General features: G+C 51.6%; 17 protein-coding genes and 4 tRNA genes. 12 read left to right on the top strand and 9 right to left on the bottom strand.

What is annotated here, in order from left to right; translation table 11 throughout:
* Nucleotides 1–36: 36 nt before the first annotated feature.
* From IE054_RS14430 to IE054_RS14395, 8 genes are all read right to left on the bottom strand, one after another.
* Nucleotides 37–1380: a hypothetical protein gene (locus IE054_RS14430; RefSeq protein WP_189407613.1), complete on the bottom strand. Its 1344-nt coding sequence runs from the start codon at nt 1378–1380 to the stop codon at nt 37–39.
* A 342-nt stretch (nt 1381–1722) separates the two neighbouring features.
* Entirely contained in the window at nt 1723–2691 is a 969-nt protein-coding gene (locus IE054_RS14425; protein ID WP_189407611.1) for a hypothetical protein, read from the bottom strand.
* Complete coding sequence (locus IE054_RS14420) at nt 2691–3278, bottom strand: PulJ/GspJ family protein (RefSeq protein WP_189407609.1); 588 nt, start codon at nt 3276–3278, stop codon at nt 2691–2693. Before IE054_RS14420 ends, IE054_RS14425 begins: the two co-directional genes overlap by 1 nt.
* Nucleotides 3271–3705: a PulJ/GspJ family protein gene (locus IE054_RS14415; protein ID WP_189407607.1), complete on the bottom strand. Its 435-nt coding sequence runs from the start codon at nt 3703–3705 to the stop codon at nt 3271–3273. Before IE054_RS14415 ends, IE054_RS14420 begins: the two co-directional genes overlap by 8 nt.
* A complete protein-coding gene (locus IE054_RS14410; protein WP_189407605.1) occupies nt 3692–4078 on the bottom strand; it encodes a pilus assembly FimT family protein in 387 nt (128 codons plus the stop codon). The genes IE054_RS14415 and IE054_RS14410 overlap by 14 nt, the downstream gene beginning before the upstream one ends.
* The gene (gene gspG / locus IE054_RS14405; RefSeq protein WP_189407604.1) at nt 4059–4475 is read right to left on the bottom strand and encodes a type II secretion system major pseudopilin GspG; all 417 of its coding nucleotides are present in this window, start codon (nt 4473–4475) and stop codon (nt 4059–4061) included. Before gspG ends, IE054_RS14410 begins: the two co-directional genes overlap by 20 nt.
* Before the next feature lie 20 nt (nt 4476–4495).
* Nucleotides 4496–5686, bottom strand: coding sequence for a type II secretion system F family protein (locus IE054_RS14400; protein ID WP_189407602.1), 1191 nt, complete (start codon nt 5684–5686; stop codon nt 4496–4498).
* Nucleotides 5683–7401, bottom strand: coding sequence for a GspE/PulE family protein (locus IE054_RS14395; protein WP_229805178.1), 1719 nt, complete (start codon nt 7399–7401; stop codon nt 5683–5685). The genes IE054_RS14400 and IE054_RS14395 overlap by 4 nt, the downstream gene beginning before the upstream one ends.
* A 119-nt stretch (nt 7402–7520) precedes the next feature.
* On the opposite strand from IE054_RS14395, the gene IE054_RS14390 reads away from it, so the two are divergent.
* From IE054_RS14390 to IE054_RS14375, 4 genes are read left to right on the top strand one after another with little or no spacing between them, the layout of a single operon-like run.
* Nucleotides 7521–8465, top strand: a complete 945-nt coding sequence (locus IE054_RS14390) for a PilN family protein (protein WP_189407600.1) — start codon at nt 7521–7523, stop codon at nt 8463–8465.
* Nucleotides 8455–9030, top strand: coding sequence for a hypothetical protein (locus IE054_RS14385; protein WP_189407598.1), 576 nt, complete (start codon nt 8455–8457; stop codon nt 9028–9030). The genes IE054_RS14390 and IE054_RS14385 overlap by 11 nt, the downstream gene beginning before the upstream one ends.
* Before the next feature lies 1 nt (nt 9031).
* Complete coding sequence (locus tag IE054_RS14380; protein ID WP_189407596.1) at nt 9032–9496, top strand: hypothetical protein; 465 nt, start codon at nt 9032–9034, stop codon at nt 9494–9496.
* Between the two features lie 39 nt (nt 9497–9535).
* Complete coding sequence (locus IE054_RS14375; RefSeq protein ID WP_229805176.1) at nt 9536–11671, top strand: secretin GspD/PilQ domain-containing protein; 2136 nt, start codon at nt 9536–9538, stop codon at nt 11669–11671.
* Nucleotides 11672–11680: 9 nt separating this feature from the next.
* Here IE054_RS14375 and IE054_RS14370 read toward each other — a convergent pair whose 3' ends face one another.
* Nucleotides 11681–13228 carry a glycosyltransferase family 2 protein gene (locus IE054_RS14370; RefSeq protein ID WP_189407594.1) on the bottom strand — a complete coding sequence of 516 codons (1548 nt, stop codon included), beginning with the start codon at nt 13226–13228 and terminating at the stop codon, nt 11681–11683.
* Between the two features lie 216 nt (nt 13229–13444).
* On the opposite strand from IE054_RS14370, the gene murB reads away from it, so the two are divergent.
* From murB to IE054_RS14330, 8 genes are all read left to right on the top strand, one after another.
* Nucleotides 13445–14437, top strand: a complete 993-nt coding sequence (murB, locus tag IE054_RS14365; protein WP_189407593.1) for a UDP-N-acetylmuramate dehydrogenase — start codon at nt 13445–13447, stop codon at nt 14435–14437.
* Complete coding sequence (birA, locus tag IE054_RS14360) at nt 14434–15420, top strand: bifunctional biotin--[acetyl-CoA-carboxylase] ligase/biotin operon repressor BirA (RefSeq protein WP_189407591.1); 987 nt, start codon at nt 14434–14436, stop codon at nt 15418–15420. The genes murB and birA overlap by 4 nt, the downstream gene beginning before the upstream one ends.
* Nucleotides 15410–16147, top strand: a complete 738-nt coding sequence (locus tag IE054_RS14355) for a type III pantothenate kinase (protein WP_189407589.1) — start codon at nt 15410–15412, stop codon at nt 16145–16147. The genes birA and IE054_RS14355 overlap by 11 nt, the downstream gene beginning before the upstream one ends.
* 114 nt (nt 16148–16261) lie before the next feature.
* Nucleotides 16262–16337 (top strand) — tRNA-Thr (locus IE054_RS14350).
* Between the two features lie 9 nt (nt 16338–16346).
* A tRNA-Tyr gene (locus IE054_RS14345) sits at nt 16347–16431 on the top strand.
* A 31-nt stretch (nt 16432–16462) separates the two neighbouring features.
* Nucleotides 16463–16537 (top strand) — tRNA-Gly (locus IE054_RS14340).
* Nucleotides 16538–16542: 5 nt separating this feature from the next.
* A tRNA-Thr gene (locus tag IE054_RS14335) sits at nt 16543–16618 on the top strand.
* A gap of 67 nt (nt 16619–16685) precedes the next feature.
* On the top strand, nt 16686–17009 hold a 324-nt coding region (locus IE054_RS14330), incomplete at its 3' end, for a GTP-binding protein (RefSeq protein WP_229805174.1).

Genomic DNA, 17009 nt, shown 5'->3' with positions numbered 1-17009 from the left:
GCAAGGCGGGGGCTTTTGCTATCCAGTTCTCAGAACTTAGTCCAGAGAAGTGATAGAGTTCGCGTTCAGAACTACTGTGTCAGTAGTGCCGTCAGACAGGTTAACAGTCTGAGTAGCTGCCTGGATGTTCGCGTCTACACCTTCAACTTCGATAGTTGCAGAGGTACGTGTACGACCGTCCAGAGTTACTACGTCAGCGCTGCGCAGAACCAGGGTAGAGTTAGCTGGGATAGAGCCCGTTGCCGCGTCGCCCGCAGTTGCTTCTGTACCTGTTTCAGTAGTGAAGCTGATTGAGTAGTCAGCTGCTGCGCTACCGTTGTTAACCAGGATCAGACGCTGGTTGTAGTCTTCGAACGTAGTCAGGTAAGGCACTTCGATAGTAGTTGTATCGTAAGTGATAGAACCTAAGTCGCCGCCCAGCATGTCGTCTGCCAGTGTTACGTCGTACGTACCTTTAGCGATAACTTCTTCGCCGTCTACGTCAACACACACATACCAGTCGCCAGCAGTCAGAGTAGAATCTTCTACGTCTTCGATGATACCGCCAGTTTCAGTAGGCGTGATTGCAACTGGAGAACCAGAGTTACAAGCGTCGTCCATTTCCAGCGTCCACTCGCCGAAGCTGAAGTCACCAGTGAAGACGATGTCTTGCTCGTCATCAATAATGTCTTCTGCTGTTACCAGTGTACCGTCAAGGTCGTAAGCTTCTTTGAACGACAGATCAGTGTTCAGGTAACCAATAGTGGCTGAGGTTGCACCCAGAGAGCCTGCTGAGAAGTTAGTGAAGCCAGACGCTACCGTTGCTTCGTTGTCATTTGCAACAACCAGCTCGCCAGTTGCGGCAGATGCCAGCTCAGTGAACTGCGTGTTAACAAACTTCAGAGTGTTCTCAAGCTTGTTCGCAGCGCCTGTAGCTGTTTCGTACAAGCGATAAGAAACGCTTGATACTGAGTCAGTAGAAACAATGTAAGAGGCTGCAGACAGTGAAACTTCGTCTGCTGGAGCGATATCGCCAGCGCCGTCAGTTGCACTTACTTCATAAATTACGAAGCTGTCATCAGCAGTACCACCAGCAGACAGAGTTGCTGTGTAGTTAGCATCTGTGTCAATAGTGATAGAAGGTGCTGCACCGAAAGTTCCGTTAGCCAGATCGATACGCACGTACTTAGATGTACCTTCACCGATGGTGAAACCAACAGTAGTGGTCAGGTCTAGCAGACCACCGTTGTTGATAACTTCAACGGTATCTGCACCAGCTGTAACCACTTCACTTGCGTAAGTGATTTTTTGGCTTTCAGTGGCGTCCAGGTCTACAACCGCTTGTGCGCCAGATGTGAATGCAGCAGCCAGAGCTACCGCAAGTACTTTTTTGTTAAACATGTATAACTCCTGCAAGAGTAACTATAGTTTTAGATTGTCATGGCTTACGCCACCAAGTCCGTGGTGACAACGCACCAGACTACTCCAAACAAATTACAACACGTTAATGTCGTATTCAACTTTTATTGTGGTTTTTATAGCTTTGACACCCAAAAACGGGTGAAAATTCGATTAGCGCAGCGTAGCAACCACAGAAACTGCTACGCAAATACGGTGCCCTTTGAAGGCACCGGGACGAACGTTACATCAGATCCGCCCCACTTTTCAATGAATTATTTATTACGCATCAATAATTTTTAACACCTGCATACGTATTTATATACGTACTCTTAGCATTAAATATCACCGATCTTTAAAACGCCTGAAAGGGGGAAGCTCTCCTTTTTGGACGACAACCTTCACACTTTCCGTGACCGTTGGCCCAGCTACCTCAATATACAGGCCCCGATACGTGATCAACCCGAAATAAGGTTCAGGGATACCATTGACGCTGGGTATTACGCCCAAGACGTCATTATAGTTTAATAACCACTGATTGTTATCGCGCATTCGCTTTATTTTATCGGCAGACGACGGCCAGAGTTTACGCCAAAGTTCAATTGGGATGGCATTAACGTTTACATCCGAGGATCTGAGCAGGCTGCACTCGGCTGTCATATCATCATTTTCATCAAGTAATTCTTTCCAGCCCAGAACCTGATGTAACTCGCTGCAGCTTTGCAGTAAATAGTTAGGAGGAACAGGCAAATCTTCACGCTGATATTGCCTTGCTTCTGCACCTGCCGGGCGCGACCACTCATCGGCATCGGCGTAATCGGCCAGACGGCTGGCAAGAATGGACACATCCGATGTGTCAGCACCATTGGCTGTCAGCCACTTCCGAACCCAGAACTGATCAGACGTATTCACAGGGATAAGGCCATTTTCAGCCTGCAGCGAATAACGAAGAGTCAGGTCCTGACCGTTGACATTTTCTTCCTTATAAATGTGTCCGTCAGCGCGGATCTCATCACCTGTAAGATAGGCAGTCCACTGGCCGTCGAGTTTTTGCAATGCCTCCTTATTGTTACCCTGGCTGACACCTGCCCGTGTTATGCGTTGAGTTGACGCTAAGTAGGTAAGCTCATTGACTTTTGCGGTGATGGCCGCCTTTTCGTTCAGCTGGCTTGTTGAAAGATCGGCAAGGGAAAGACGGCGCTGCATAAGTTCGCTGGCTCCGGCAAGCAGCAGCGACAGAATTATGCTGACCACCAGCACTGACAGAAGTGCAGCGCCTCGTTGCGAGGTGAGTGCGTAATTAGTGCGCATCATTAAAACTCATACTTACCAAAGGCCCGAAGTTCAGCTGGCATTTCTGCGTCTGTAGGTCTGATTGGCAGCGCCATCACCCATTCCTGATTGTTGCTTTGAATACGAATAGCTTCTGGGATACGGCCATTGGACGGCGAATAGGCACGCTGCCAGCCCTGTGACGTGAGGTACTCAAACACGCCACTCCCGTCTACGTACCCGAGCGATGTATAGGTTTCTTCGGTGTCATGGCGGTACAGCAGCGCTGTACGGTTACCATCGGCGCGCAGCCGCCAGTGCAGTTTATATACGCCGGGGCCTGGCATATCCGGCGGCGTCAGGGTAGAAAACGAAAGGTCGGTAGCATTTCCCGAAAACATAGAAGTATTGGGGTGGCGCAGTACCATGCTCTCAACACTTTGAGTAAACCAGATTTTGGGCAGTTGCGCCGCGGTGGTTTTCAGGTTCCGTGCCCCCAGCTTTTCAAAGTTGCGCCAGGTGGACTCAAGGCCACTGACCAACAACGATGCCGTAAGCGACGTGATAACCAGCACCACCAGCATCTCAATCAGGGTAAAGCCGCGCTGCTGTTTGGACAGACTAATCACCGAATATTTCCTTGATGTTGATCCCTGCGTTAACACGCCAGAACGTCGTGTATTGCGTGGTAAAGTCTGCAACCTGCTTATTATTCTGGCTAAAGACTTTGGCATCTACGTCAAACAGCGTAACTACCCAGGCCGGCTGACGCCGGTAGGGCTCATCAGTCGACTGACGTGCGACAGAAAGTGTCCATTCGACCCGGTAGGTGTCGATGGTAAAGTCACCCTCTCGCTTATTCTGCAGATCTTCCAGTCTCAGGCGATCCATAAAGCGATCGAATAACACCGGCATGGCAATAGCGCGTTCTATTTTAGTGGTGCTTTGTGCAGCGGTATTGAACCAGCCCCAAACGACAGTGAACACGCCTGAGAGAATGACCAGTGCCACGAGCGCCTCAAGCAGTGTGAAGCCACGTTGATCAGTTATTCTCAATGAGCTCAACCTCGCAGAATGGTGCATTGATTTGATAGTAATACACCCGTTGTTGCAGTGTCAGAGAAACCCGGCCACTTTTGCAGTAGCCGTTAGCCAGCACAATAATCGGCTCTTCGATACGTATGCCCTGCGTGTTCTCCATGCCCAGTTCACCAGGCTGCTCAAGAGTGACGGCTTTGCCGCTGCGCAATGTCTCCAGTGGCAGCATAGAAAGCGAATTCTCAAGCGTGTTGCGTCTGGCGGCCGCTTCCCGGCTGTCCAGCCAGGAGAATACCGCGGGCCCAACCAGAGAGGCGGTCAGCCCCAGAATAATCAGGGTGACCAGCAGTTCGATAAGCGTAAAGCCGGACTCACCCCTGTGTGGGCGCATAGCCGACATCTGCATTTAAATCGCTGCCGCCTTCCTGACCGTCAGCGCCCAGACTATATAGATAGAAGCCTTGCTGCGCATTGCTGTCGCGGCGATAAACATAAGCGGTATTCCATGGGTCAAGCGGCACATCTTCCTGTAAGTAAGGACCGTCCCAGTACTGCTTAACGTTATTAGGTGCTGCCATCAGATCTTCCAGCTTACTGGGATACTGGCCAATATCCAGCCGGTAGGTTTGCAGCGCCATCTTCAGCATTTTTACCTGTGTTTCTGCAGTACGCACTTTTGAGCTGTCGACTTTGCCAAAAAACTGCGGGCCGACGAGGCCGGCAAGCAGACCCAGAATCACCAGAACAACCAGCAATTCAATCATGGTGAAACCTTTGTTATTACGCATTCGTTAATCCTGTCTGTCTCTTAAATAGCAATATCAGTTGAGGCCGTTATTGCCAACACAATACCTAGTATCATTATTCCAATCAGAATACCGACAATCAATATGGCGATCGGTTCTATCAGCGTCATGACCTGCTTCATTTTACGCTTACTTGCTTCGTCGTGCAGCCTGGCCACGGCATTTAGCATATTGGCAAGCTGACCGGTCTTATCACCTACGGCCAGCAGATTCAGCGAGGTCCCCGGTAACAAGGATGCGCGTTCCAGGGCATCGGTCAGCGAGACACCTGACTGGACATCGGTAATAAGGCCCATGGCTTTTTGCCGACGGCGGGTAAAACCGCAGGACTCGGCGGATAACGTAAGCGCAGTCACCAGACTAACCCGGGCGGTGAGCATGGCACCACACAGCGAGGCCCAGCGCGCGGCGTCCTGTTCGGCCAGCCAGGGGCCAATTACCGGCAACTCTATGGCCACGTTCATTACCTTGCTGCGCATGGTCGGGTTGGCAAAGGCGGCGATAACCAGCAAAAAGACGACGGCCGTGCCGCCTAATACCATCACCGGATTATCGTTGGCGGCGCGCCCGGCGCTTAGCACCAGCCAGGCCAGCGTAGGCAGTGGCTTATCATCATCCAGCATATGCGAGAACTTGGGTACCACGGCAAAGAAAATAATCATCATGGCGGCAATGCCCGAGCCAATCAGTACCAGCGGGTAGGTAAGGGCATTGCGCAAATCGTTTTTTACGGCCTGATCATAGTTAAGCTGCTCGGAGGCTTTTCTCAGGGCTACCGCCAGTTGGCCACTGGCCTCACCAGCGCTAACCAGATGGTGAACATAAACGGGAAAAGGCAGCGTTGACTGCTTAATCGCACTTGAAAAGTTTTCACCACTCTCAATCAAGCTGGCAATTTTACGAAAGCCGTCGGCCAGACCTGGATGTGACTTATTCCGTGCCAGCGCACTTACCGCTTCAACCAGCACTACGCCAGACTCGGTCAGCGTAGCCAGTTCCTGCAGCGGCAGGACCAGATCGCTGGTGGTAACCTTGCGTTTGCCGCCGGTACGCTCTTTTACCTCATGGATCTTGGTGGCTTCAATTTTGCGCGACTGCAGGGTACGCAGCGCTTCATTTTCGCTGGTTGCGTCAATTTCGCCGCTTACTGACTTTTCAGTCGTTAGGTCGATGCCCTCGTAACTGAACTTCATTCAGTCTCCTCGGCGCTGCATACGCGCAATACTTCATCGACTGTCGTTACACCGCTGGCCGCTTTCATCAGGCCGTCCTGTAACAACGAGCGGAAACCGGCTTTCCGGGCAGCCTGACGGATCTTTGAAACCTCAGCACCCGCTGCGACCAGTGAGCGAATACTGGCGTTTACAGGAATAAGTTCGTAAATGCCGATACGTCCGCGGTATCCCTTGCCGTGACACGCCTTACAGCCCACCGCTTTTTTCCATGTCACCGCAGAGAGTTTGTCTTTTATCGCCGCAAAGTCATCGCCTTCAAGTAAAAATGCCGGCGCTTCGGCTTCTTCACTGCACACTGGGCAAAGTTTTCTGACCAGTCGCTGGGCCTGTACACCCTGAATCGTGGCTGCCGTCAGGTAGGTTTCCACGCCGATATCTGCCAGACGTGGAAAAACGGAAGACGCATCATTGGTGTGCAGGGTAGATAATACCAAATGGCCGGTCAGTGATGACTGCACCGCGATATCGGCAGTTTCTTTGTCGCGGATCTCACCCACCATGATGACGTCAGGATCCTGACGTAAAAAGGTACGCAGTGCTCTGGCGAACGTATACCCAATGTCGGCCCGTGCCTGCACCTGAGTAATGCCGTCGAGCTGATATTCCACTGGGTCTTCCACCGTTACGATTTTTTCTTCACCCGTTTTAATATCTGACAACAGGCCATACAGCGTGGTGGACTTGCCCGAACCGGTTGGGCCGGTCACAAGAATAATACCGTTGCTCATCTTGCCCCATTCGCGGATAAGCGCCAGGTGATCGTCGGCAAAGCCTAATGCATCCAGACTCAATTCATCACGTTTTTTGGGCAGCAGTCGCATAACAATGGACTCGCCGTTCACATCCGGTGCTGTGGATACCCGCACATCGTACTCACGGTTACCGGCACGGGTGGAGAAACGGCCATCCTGCGGCAGGCGGCGTTCGGCAATATCCAGTTGTGAAAGCAGCTTAATACGTGACGCAATGGCCGGAAAACGTGAGGAAGGCTGCTGCATAAACTCGTTCATTTTGCCGTCGACCCGAAAGCGGATCACCATGTTCTTGGCACCCGGCTCAATGTGAATATCTGACGCGTCAGCAAAAATGGCCCGCTCGACTATGCTGTTAACCAGGTTTATAACCGGGGCTTCTTCGGCCAGTGCCGCAATATCGGACGTATTGGTACCAAACAGCGCGGACACCGCCCGTTCTGAGCCCACTTCATCTTCCACCGTGGCCGCCATTGCGGGGGTGAGTAACACTGGATGGATGGTTTTATCCGGCGCGCTTAAGGTAACCACACGAATATTTGCACTGGCCCAGGGCATATCAGTATACAGGCTGATATCACCCTGTTCGTTGGTCACTGGAAAGACATGATGTTCCACACACCAGTCCAGATTAAGCGCCAGCATGTCACAACTGGCAATGATGGCGGTGGCATTCGGGCATTTGTTGATTTTGTCGACCAGCGGCCAGGTTAGCGTATTAGCCAGCGCTTCATACAGGGTGTCATCACCCACTAAACCCAGTCGCGATATAGCCGTGACTTTCCAGCAACGCAGTTCTTTGCAAGTGGCATCAATAATCTCCAGCTGTTTTTGGTCAAGCTGGTTATCTGCCGTAAGTGTCGCGATCAGCGTCTGCTCAACCTGGGCAAAATCGGTAGTAACTGCTGTCAAAATAGTCAAAATCCCATTAATTCAAAAAAAACTTGCCAAAAAGCGGCGTAAGAAACACCAGTGCATTTAAATAATGTGGTAGTTTCCGATATATTATCCGCGTTTTAACCATTGTCGTAAGAGGCGTCATGTTGTCAGCACTTTTTCCAAAAGGCCTGCCCCCCTGGCTTGATTCCGGGCTTGATCGGGTAGAACAGCTTTTATGGAATCGCGCTACCGAGGTTGATGCTAAGTCCGATGCATTCTATGTGTATCGCGCTTACCCATCAAGCATCAAATCTGCCCAGCTCGCTGACTGGGTAGCATTGCAAAAGCGCAGTTTGTCTCCGTTTAAAGGCGGCGAGGTGTACGCGCATGCGTCTGCACGCGGCGTTTGTCTGTGGGCAACCCCGACGGCCTTTTCCGGTATACCGGAAACAGCCATGCAGGGTGCGTTGTCAGACGGTGAGCACTGGGTACAGGGGGCCCATCATACCTATTACCAGGTATGGAAGCAGGGTGTCATGACCGAGATGGCGACGGGTGTCAGTGCGCCGGCGGGACAAACAACGGTTTCCGTCGATGAGTTACGCGGCACGCCTTGGGCGAAAAGCCGCAATATTGATAAAATGCTGGCAAAGCCCGTTACCTGGTTTGCACTGGCTGCCGGGTTGTTTTTATTCTCGCTGACGATGAGCCTGGGCAGTTGGCTGGGTATACAGCAGCAGCTTGGCAGCTATGAGGATCAGATTGCCTCTCTGGAGACATCGCTGGGTGATAAGCTGGCACTGCAAACCCGCTATCAACAGTATGAGCAGCTGCTAAGTGGCGTCGAACAATGGCAACATGCGCCCGGTCATTTGCCGGATACGCTGGCCAGCGTCATTACGCCGGTGCTTGGACAAACCAGCTGGCATGCAAATGTGATTGCCTGGCAGGGCGGTCAGCTTAGTGTTGAGCTGGAATCTGATGAACTGGATATTGCCAGCCTGGTGCAGTCACTGGAAGCGAGAAACGAGTTCAGCGAGGTCAGTATCCGGCCAAACGCAAAGCAAAACACCTGGGATTTGGAAGTAACTTTAAATGAACGTTGAGTCAATTAAACAGCAGCGCTGGTTTGCTGAGTTGCAGGAGAACAAACGTCTGCAGTGGCTGTTGTTGCTGGTTGCCTGCATTGTCTTGTTGTCGCTGGCGAAAGCGATATCTGACAGCGTGACGGTGCGACAGGACGAAGTGGCTCAGCAAAAGCAGATGGTGGAAAAGCTGCTGACCGCGCAGGCCAGGCCGCTTGACGAAAGCGTGGTAACCGACAAAGCGGATGCGGTCAGAGCGCTTAAAGAAAAGGCGCTGACAGCCGGGTCGGCCAGCGTGGCCGAAGCTCAGGCGCTTAAGCGCATTGATGCACTCACGGCCCAGTACATAGATGGACCACGGGCTACGCTGATTAATACCGAAGCGATGCAGTATGGTAGTGAGAACTTCTGGCAAATTCGTATTGAGGTACGGGGTAAGCTAGACGAAAAACAACTGATTGGCTTGCTGGACGCCTTTGATGGCAGTGAACAGTTTCAGCGTTTAACATCGTTTCAGTACCGTCCGAAAGCGTCCAGTGTGATTACGCTGGTAGTGGACTATTTGTATTTAACGGAAGCGCCCTAGTATGAAAAAAGTTGTTGTCGCAGCACTGGGCGCCGTGCTTGTAGCGGGTGCTACAGGCTATATTTCAGTGCTTGAAAGCGACGCCGAGGCAGAAAATACGGAACTACAGGAAAGTGCACAGGTCAGTACACGCTTTAGTGATATTTCCTGGAAAAAGGTAATGGAGTCGGTGCCTGATTACTACACACCACCACCGCCACCGAAGAAAAAACAAAACAATGACGGTAAAAAAGCAGAAAAGAAAAAACCAAAACCGACGCTGATTTCAGATGCCAGACTGATGGGCGTGGTAGAGGGGGAAAGCCCTGCAGCCCTGGTGGCGTTACCCAAAACTAAAGAAGTACAGCGTATCGCGCTGGGAGAAAGCTGGCTGAAACCCTGGCAACTGGCCCGTGTGCACGCTGACTCGGTGACCTGGAAAAATACCGAGACCCAAAAAGAACATGTTCAACATTTATTCAGATAAAGTATCCGGGGAAGTGCCGGTGCAAGGATTATAGAAATTATGCAGGATTTTTCACAACGCAGGTTGCCACACTTTAGCCGGGCAGTGATAGCCGGTGTGCTACTGACCTCGCTGGTGGGGTGCTCGTTAACGCGCGGCCCGGCCCATGAGCTGGCCGAAGATGATGTTGAGAATTTTGAAAAGGCTTTGCGTGATCCTAAAACGCTTGATGAGGCGCAGGGCGAAACGCTTCTGGATGGTCAGGAACAGGAAAGACCAGATGAGATGACGATAGTCAGGCCTCCAACGTTGTCAGTAGAACAGGCTTCGCAGAAAGCTGAGGATGCGGTATTACCTGGCCTTACTAATAAGAAAGTGAAACGACAGGCGTTTGATAATATGCCGGTACCGGCTTTTATCAATGAAATATATGGTAATCAGCTTAGCCTTGATTTTGTTATGCAGCCCTCCATCCGCAATGCACCGGATCTGGTTTCCATGCGTCTGAATTCAAAGTTAAGTGAAAAAGATTTGTATGCCATCGCCACTAAAACGTTAAACCAGTATGGCGTGACAACCTTTTTACAGGATGGGGTGCTGGTATTTGACTACTCCAGTGAAGCTGCAGGCGAGGATACGCCAATTCTGGCATCGGGACGCGCGTTACCAGAGGTGCCAAGTGGCAACCGGCCGGTCTTTCATATTTATCCGCTAGCGTCCGTCAATACGCCGCAGGTACGCGGGCTACTGACTCAAATGTTTCCAAAAAGTACGCTTGAAGTGTCAGAAGATATAGCTCGCAATGCGCTGATATTAAAAGGCAAGCTGCCGCGTGTGCGGGAAGCGATTGAAGCCATTCGAGTGCTGGACCGGCCTGCTATGGCCGGTATGCAAAGCGCCATTCTGCAACCTGCCATCAGTACCGCCGATGAGCTCGCTAACAACCTGCAGCAGATTCTGGATACCGAGGGTTTTATCGTAAAACAGGGAGCAGGTAACGCTCCAGTTCGCCTGCTGCCACTTGGGACGACAGGTCAGTTAGTTGTATTTGCCAAGTCTGAAGAGGTGCTGGACTATATTGTTGAGTGGGCCGAAAAACTTGAAAAGCAACGTCAGACAGCGGTTGAGAACGGCCTGTTTAGCTATCAGGTTCAAAGTACTCAGGCCAAACATATTGTAACGCTGCTTAATCAGTTAGGTATCGCACAAAATGGTGCAGCTGGACCCACTTCTTCGAATGACGGTAACAATAATAATGCGTCGCAGCCGCAGGCGGCTTCTTCCGGTGGCTCATCGCGTGGGCGTTATGCGGTGGATGAGCAACTTAATACCATTTTGTATAGCGGTAGCGGTAAAGACTGGCTGCAGGCGCTGAGTATGATAAAGCGACTGGATAAACCTGCACCGTCGGTGATGATAGAAGTCATACTGGCCGAGGTGAGTCTGGACGAGGAAGAACAAAGTGCCATTGAGTGGCTGGCGAAAAGCGCTGTGGATACCTATAACCTGACTGCCGGTACCATTGGTAATCTCGGGTATGATGGCAGTGGGCTGAATCTGCAGCTTACGTCTGGCGACAGCACCCGTGCGCAGCTAAACTTTTTGTACAACAACAGCCGTTCCACTATACGTTCGCGGCCTCGTATTATGGTGAAAAGCGGTCAGCAAGCTTCAATTGATGTCGGTGACCGGGTACCGATTATTACCTCTAACACGCAAAGTACACAAGGCAATTCAAACGTAATTCAGCAAATTCAGTATACCGACACCGGTGTTTTGTTAGATATCAAACCTACAGTGCATGCCACCGGGTTTGTCGATATTGAAATACGGCAGGAGCTAAGTGAAGCTGTGGAACGGGACGTATCAACCGTACCTTCTCCTACCATTAGCAATCGTACGCTGGAAACCACACTGACACTGCGCGACGGTGGTAGTGTGTTAATTGGCGGTCTCATCCGTACCTCTGACAGTGAAGGTGAGCGTGGTGTGCCAGGGCTAGCCGGCATACCGTTAGTGGGCAAGCTGTTTAGAGGCGATACGTCTGCACAGCTTCGCACCGAACTGGTAGTGATGGTTATTCCTTACATTTTAAATGGCCCTGATGAAGTAGAGTCGCTATCAGACGAACTGCAACAAAAGCGCATGCGGGTCATAATGGGGACTGACGGGGAAGAGAACAGTGATGAGGAGTAGCGATTAGCCTTATCGTTCATAGCGCCGGTTAAGCCGGCGCTGTATGCCATCGTGAATAAACGGATCGCTGGTGGTACTAAGCTGCCAGCGTTTTTCCATATAGGCTTTTTCACTGGAAAACCGCGCCGCTTTTTCCGGACTCAGATCTTCTCCCCGCGATTTGCTTTCATGATGCAGATGAACAACACGGTTACATACCACATTCACTTTTCCGGCCTCGGCGGCTTTCAGACACAAGTCAATATCGTTAAACGCTACCGTCAGGCTGGTTTCATCAAACCCGCCAAGCGTGTCAAATAAGTCGCGCCGCATTAGCAGACAGGCCGCCGTTACCGCGCTGACTGCATGGTCGGTCTGCAGTTCATAAAAATAGCCTGATGCCGTTTCCGGCAGGTATTTGTATTTGTGCGCCGCGCCGCCCAGCGTGCCGATGGCTACCCCCGCATGCTGCACGGTCCGGTCGCCATACAGCAGCTTGCAGCCTACCGCTCCTACCTCATCGCGCTTAGCATAGTGCAGCATGGTGGAGAGCCAGTGGCACGATTGTATTTCCACATCGTCATTCAGAAAAACCACAAACTCGCTGTTTGTCTGCGCAACTGCCCAGTTATTGATGGCCGCATAATTAAATGGCGCGTCATAGCGCGCCACCGTTATTTTTGGGTGTTCGCCGAGACGGCTTAACAGCTGCAATGTGTCTGGCTGCTGCGACTGATTATCAACTATTACAATGTCGTAGTTGGTGTAGTCGACTTGCGAGCGCAGTGAGTCGATACAGGCCGACAGCAATTCAGGGTTATCCCGTGTGGGAATTATAACGGTGACTGTGGGAGCGTCTGTTGTGTCTGAACCCGCAAACCGGATTGGGGGCTCTTCAATGGTCGCCGGCTCAGGAAAGGCAAAGGCCAGCTCGCTGGTAGTTACAATTTGTTGCGCTGACAGTGCTGGCAAAAGCATAGCGGGGACCGCGGCTGCGTTATTGACTGGTGTTGTAGTGCATAACGCTGTCAGTAGCTCGCGATCAAACCAGCAGGCGCGGCTAAACGCAGCTTCTGGCGTACAGGAGTAGCGCAGCCAGGGTGGCAGGAACACCGGCTGATGCTCAGCGCCTGCAAAATAATCACAGGCCAGGCAGCGGGCCTGGACATGTGTGTTGGCAGCACGGTGAACGACTGCTGCGGCGTTATGAAGCACCTGATCACCTGCATTGATAAAACAAAGCCAGTCAGCCGCCGGCGGATGGCTCGCAAGCTCTGATAATGTTGTGTAGTGCGCATCTGCGTCACCGGGCGGCATACTGTCAGTCACTACATACACATTAAAGCCGGCAGCTCTGGCCGAGTCAGTACTCATGCGCAGTGAGGACGCATCCTGAGAGGCCAGAATGACAACACTGGCATTGAGCGCGATACTGTTTTGATAAGTAGAAGCCGGTGTCGATACAGCTTTTTGCCACGCAGAAGGACGCCGGTTAAGTTCTTCCCAGGGCTTTCCAAATACCCGTTTACGGTACCAGCTTAACAACGGTTTGTAGCGTTTAAGGTGACGTCGGAGCATAGCGGCTTTCGTTTATTCCAAAGTGATGTACAAGAGGCGTTAAGTTGAACATCTCTATTCGCGTCTTTCCGTGCAGTGTATCAGAAAGCCGGGCAAGGGTGTGGTACGTCTGCAGGTGCGGCGCTAACATGACAGATGTGTGTTACGTAAGACCTTTTATTTACCGGTGCATTCCCCTACCATTAGCGCTATTAATTTTGTTGATTCCGGCGAAACATGCCCTCTCTGAAGTCTTACCATACCTTTGCGTTGGACGCATCCTGCAGCACACTGACACCGTTTAACTCGACTGACGCGTTTCTTGACGCCTATACCCGCAGCGATCTTAACTATTTGCTGGGGGAGGGCAGTAATACCGTGTTCCTGAGTGACTTTGACGGACAGGTACTGGTTAATCATATTACGGGTATGACCCATACAGAAACGCACAAGGCGCATACTTTGCGGGTTGGCGCGGGTGAAAACTGGCATAAGCTGGTGAGTACCTGCGTGGAGAATGGCTGGCATGGTATGGAAAATCTGGCGCTTATTCCTGGCTCAGTTGGCGCTGCACCCATTCAGAATATTGGGGCATATGGTTGCGAGGTCATGCAGTTTATTGACCGCGTTGAAGCGCTCGAAATCGAAAGCGGCCGCACACTGGTCCTGAGCAATGAAGAGTGTCAGTTTGGATACCGTGACAGTGTGTTTAAGCATGCGCTGGCGGGGCGCTGTCTGATCACCCACGTGACGTTTTCGCTGACGCGCAATGGCGAGCCTGAAACCAGTTACGGCGAGCTGGCAAAGCTGACCAGACCAACACCGAGCGCCATTTATGATGAAGTTATTCGCATTCGTCGCCAGAAATTACCCACACCCTCGGTACTGGGCAATGCCGGCAGCTTCTTTAAAAACCCGGTGATCACGCAAACGCATTTTCAGGCGCTGGCCCAGACCAGCCCTGATATTCCTGGCTATGATGTCGGAAACGGGCAGGTAAAGGTGCCCGCTGCCTGGCTGATCGACCAGTGCGGGTACAAGGGGCAAGAGCTGGGCGGGGTGCGCTGTCACCCCACGCAGCCTCTGGTACTGACCAATACTGGCGCAGCCACGGGAGAGAATGTGGTTGCCATGGCACGGGCTATTATTAATGACGTTTCTTCTGCATTTGCTATACCGCTTGAGCCGGAAGTGCGGCTGGTGGGAGAGAAAGGATTAATCGCACTATGAAACAGGCATCGAAAGCCATTCGACAACATATTCTGGCACTGCTATCTGACGGCCAGTTTCACTCGGGCGAAGCCATTGCTCAGGAAGTCGGCTTATCCCGAACCGCGGTCGCCGGCCACATTTCGCAGCTGTCAGACTGGGGGCTGGATGTGTTTAAGGTGAAAGGGAAAGGCTATCGCCTGGAGCGCCCGTTTACATTGCTGAAAGCCGATACCATCAAAAAGCAGCTGCGTGATGCCGGTATGGCCCTGATCGATGTAGAATCGGTGCTGCCATCGACCAATACGGCGCTGAAAAAGCGCATTAGCAACTCTCCTCATAATCTCGCCGATGGTGATGCGGTTCTGGCAGAAGTTCAGACCGCCGGACGCGGACGCCACGGCCGCAGCTGGCTGGCGCCGGTCGGTGGTAGCCTGACATTCTCTATGTACTGGTCATTTCCAGATGGTTACCAGAGCATGGCAGGGTTGTCATTGCTGGTTGGGCTCGCCGTTTGCGAAGGGCTGCGCAAGGTTGGCATCGATGATACTCAGCTTAAGTGGCCTAACGATGTTTACCTTCAGGGTCGCAAGCTGGCCGGAATACTGATTGAAGTAGAGGGGCAAATAGGGGCTACAGCACACTGCGTAATAGGCATTGGACTGAATGTCACCATGCCCGATGGCCAGTATGATGTCGGGCAGCCCTATAGCGATCTGGCCGGTTATCTGGGTCATGTTCCCGACAGAAATGACGTGGCCGCGCATATTATCGAGGCGCTGTGGAGCATGTTACCCAAATTTGCACAACAAGGCTTCGGCCCGTTTGCTGCGCACTGGCAGGCCACCGACTTATTTGCTGACAAGCGCATAGTGCTGCAAATGGGCGAAAAGCGTTTTGTTGGGATCGATCGTGGTGTCGATGCCAGTGGTGCGCTGCTGGTGGAAACAGAAGATGGCATCAGCCGTTTTCATGGGGGCGAGGTGAGTTTACGTGGTCACTGAAGCATCGGTATTGCTGGTAGATATTGGTAACACCAGGGTTAAGGCAATAAGACTTGATGCCTTTGGCGGAGAGCCTGAGTATTTTGTTGATACTGACGATTTAATGAACGCCAGCGTTTTTCGCGACATCGACACCCTTTATTTTGCCAGCGTGCGAGAGCAGGCAGTGAGTGACCGGCTGGCAGACTGGTGCCAAAAGCAAGGAGTGACATGCCGCGAAGTGGTGACAGAAAAAACGGCATTCGGTATTACCAATAGTTATGAAGATGTCAGCAAAATGGGCGTTGATCGCTGGCTGGCAATGATAGGTGCCGCAGAAATTGCCTGCGATACTTTTTGCGTGATTGATACCGGTACTGCCACCACGGTGGACTTTGTCAGTAAAGGTCAACATTTAGGCGGTTGGATTGTTCCTGGCTTCCAAACCATGAAATCTGCACTTGTCGGCGCGACCAAAAGGGTGACGGCAGATGACGCAGCGCCTGTTACGCTTGATGTTGGGCAGACAACAGAAGCCTGCGTTGCCCAGGGGTGTCATGCAGCTGTGATTGGTGTTTATTTCAGCGCCGTTGACTACTTATCACGCAAACAAACGCCGTTTGATGTTATTTTAAGCGGAGGTGATAAAAAACTGTTTGCAATTGCTGAGCTGAGTGATAGCATGCGCCCCGCGAATTTGGTGGTGCAAGGTCTTGCCCGCTACGCAAAAAGCGAGCTTTTTGCGTAACATTGTTTAGGTGGTAATTATTTAAGCACTTAAACAGAAAAATGAAAATTTTTCGAAAAAGACTATTGCACGGAGTAAGTCATTACTCTAGAATGCGCACCCACTTGATGCAGTGCCGACTTAGCTCAGTTGGTAGAGCAACTGACTTGTAATCAGTAGGTCGCCAGTTCGACTCCGGCAGTCGGCACCATCAATCTCAGGAGGGGTACCCAAGCGGTCAACGGGAGCAGACTGTAAATCTGCCGGCTCAGCCTTCGCAGGTTCGAATCCTGCCCCCTCCACCACTTTCTATGAGGTGGCCAGAGAATTAGGATTGCGGGCATCGTATAATGGCTATTACCTCAGCCTTCCAAGCTGATGATGCGGGTTCGATTCCCGCTGCCCGCTCCATTCGTGCTGATATAGCTCAGTTGGTAGAGCGCACCCTTGGTAAGGGTGAGGTCGGCAGTTCAAATCTGCCTATCAGCACCATTTTCTCCCCAGCTCATGTTTGTAAAGATTTCATAAACCTTAAAGTAACTTTGCTGGGATATTAGAAATGGCAAAAGAAAAGTTTGAACGTACGAAACCCCATTTGAATGTGGGTACAATCGGCCACGTTGACCACGGTAAAACCACTCTGACTGCAGCAATCACTACTGTCCTTTCAAAGACTTACGGTGGTTCAGCTCAGGCATTCGATATGATCGATAACGCGCCTGAAGAAAAAGCACGTGGTATCACCATCTCTACGTCACACGTTGAATATGACACGCCTACTCGCCACTACGCGCACGTAGACTGTCCTGGACACGCTGACTACGTTAAAAACATGATCACTGGTGCCGCACAGATGGACGGCGCGATCCTGGTAGTTGCAGCA

The organism is Alteromonas halophila (assembly GCF_014651815.1).
In the GTDB taxonomy this organism is placed as follows: Bacteria; Pseudomonadota; Gammaproteobacteria; order Enterobacterales; family Alteromonadaceae; genus Alteromonas; species Alteromonas halophila.
The sequence above is the reverse complement of the archived record's forward strand: the minus strand, read 5'-3'. Positions and strand labels throughout refer to the sequence as shown.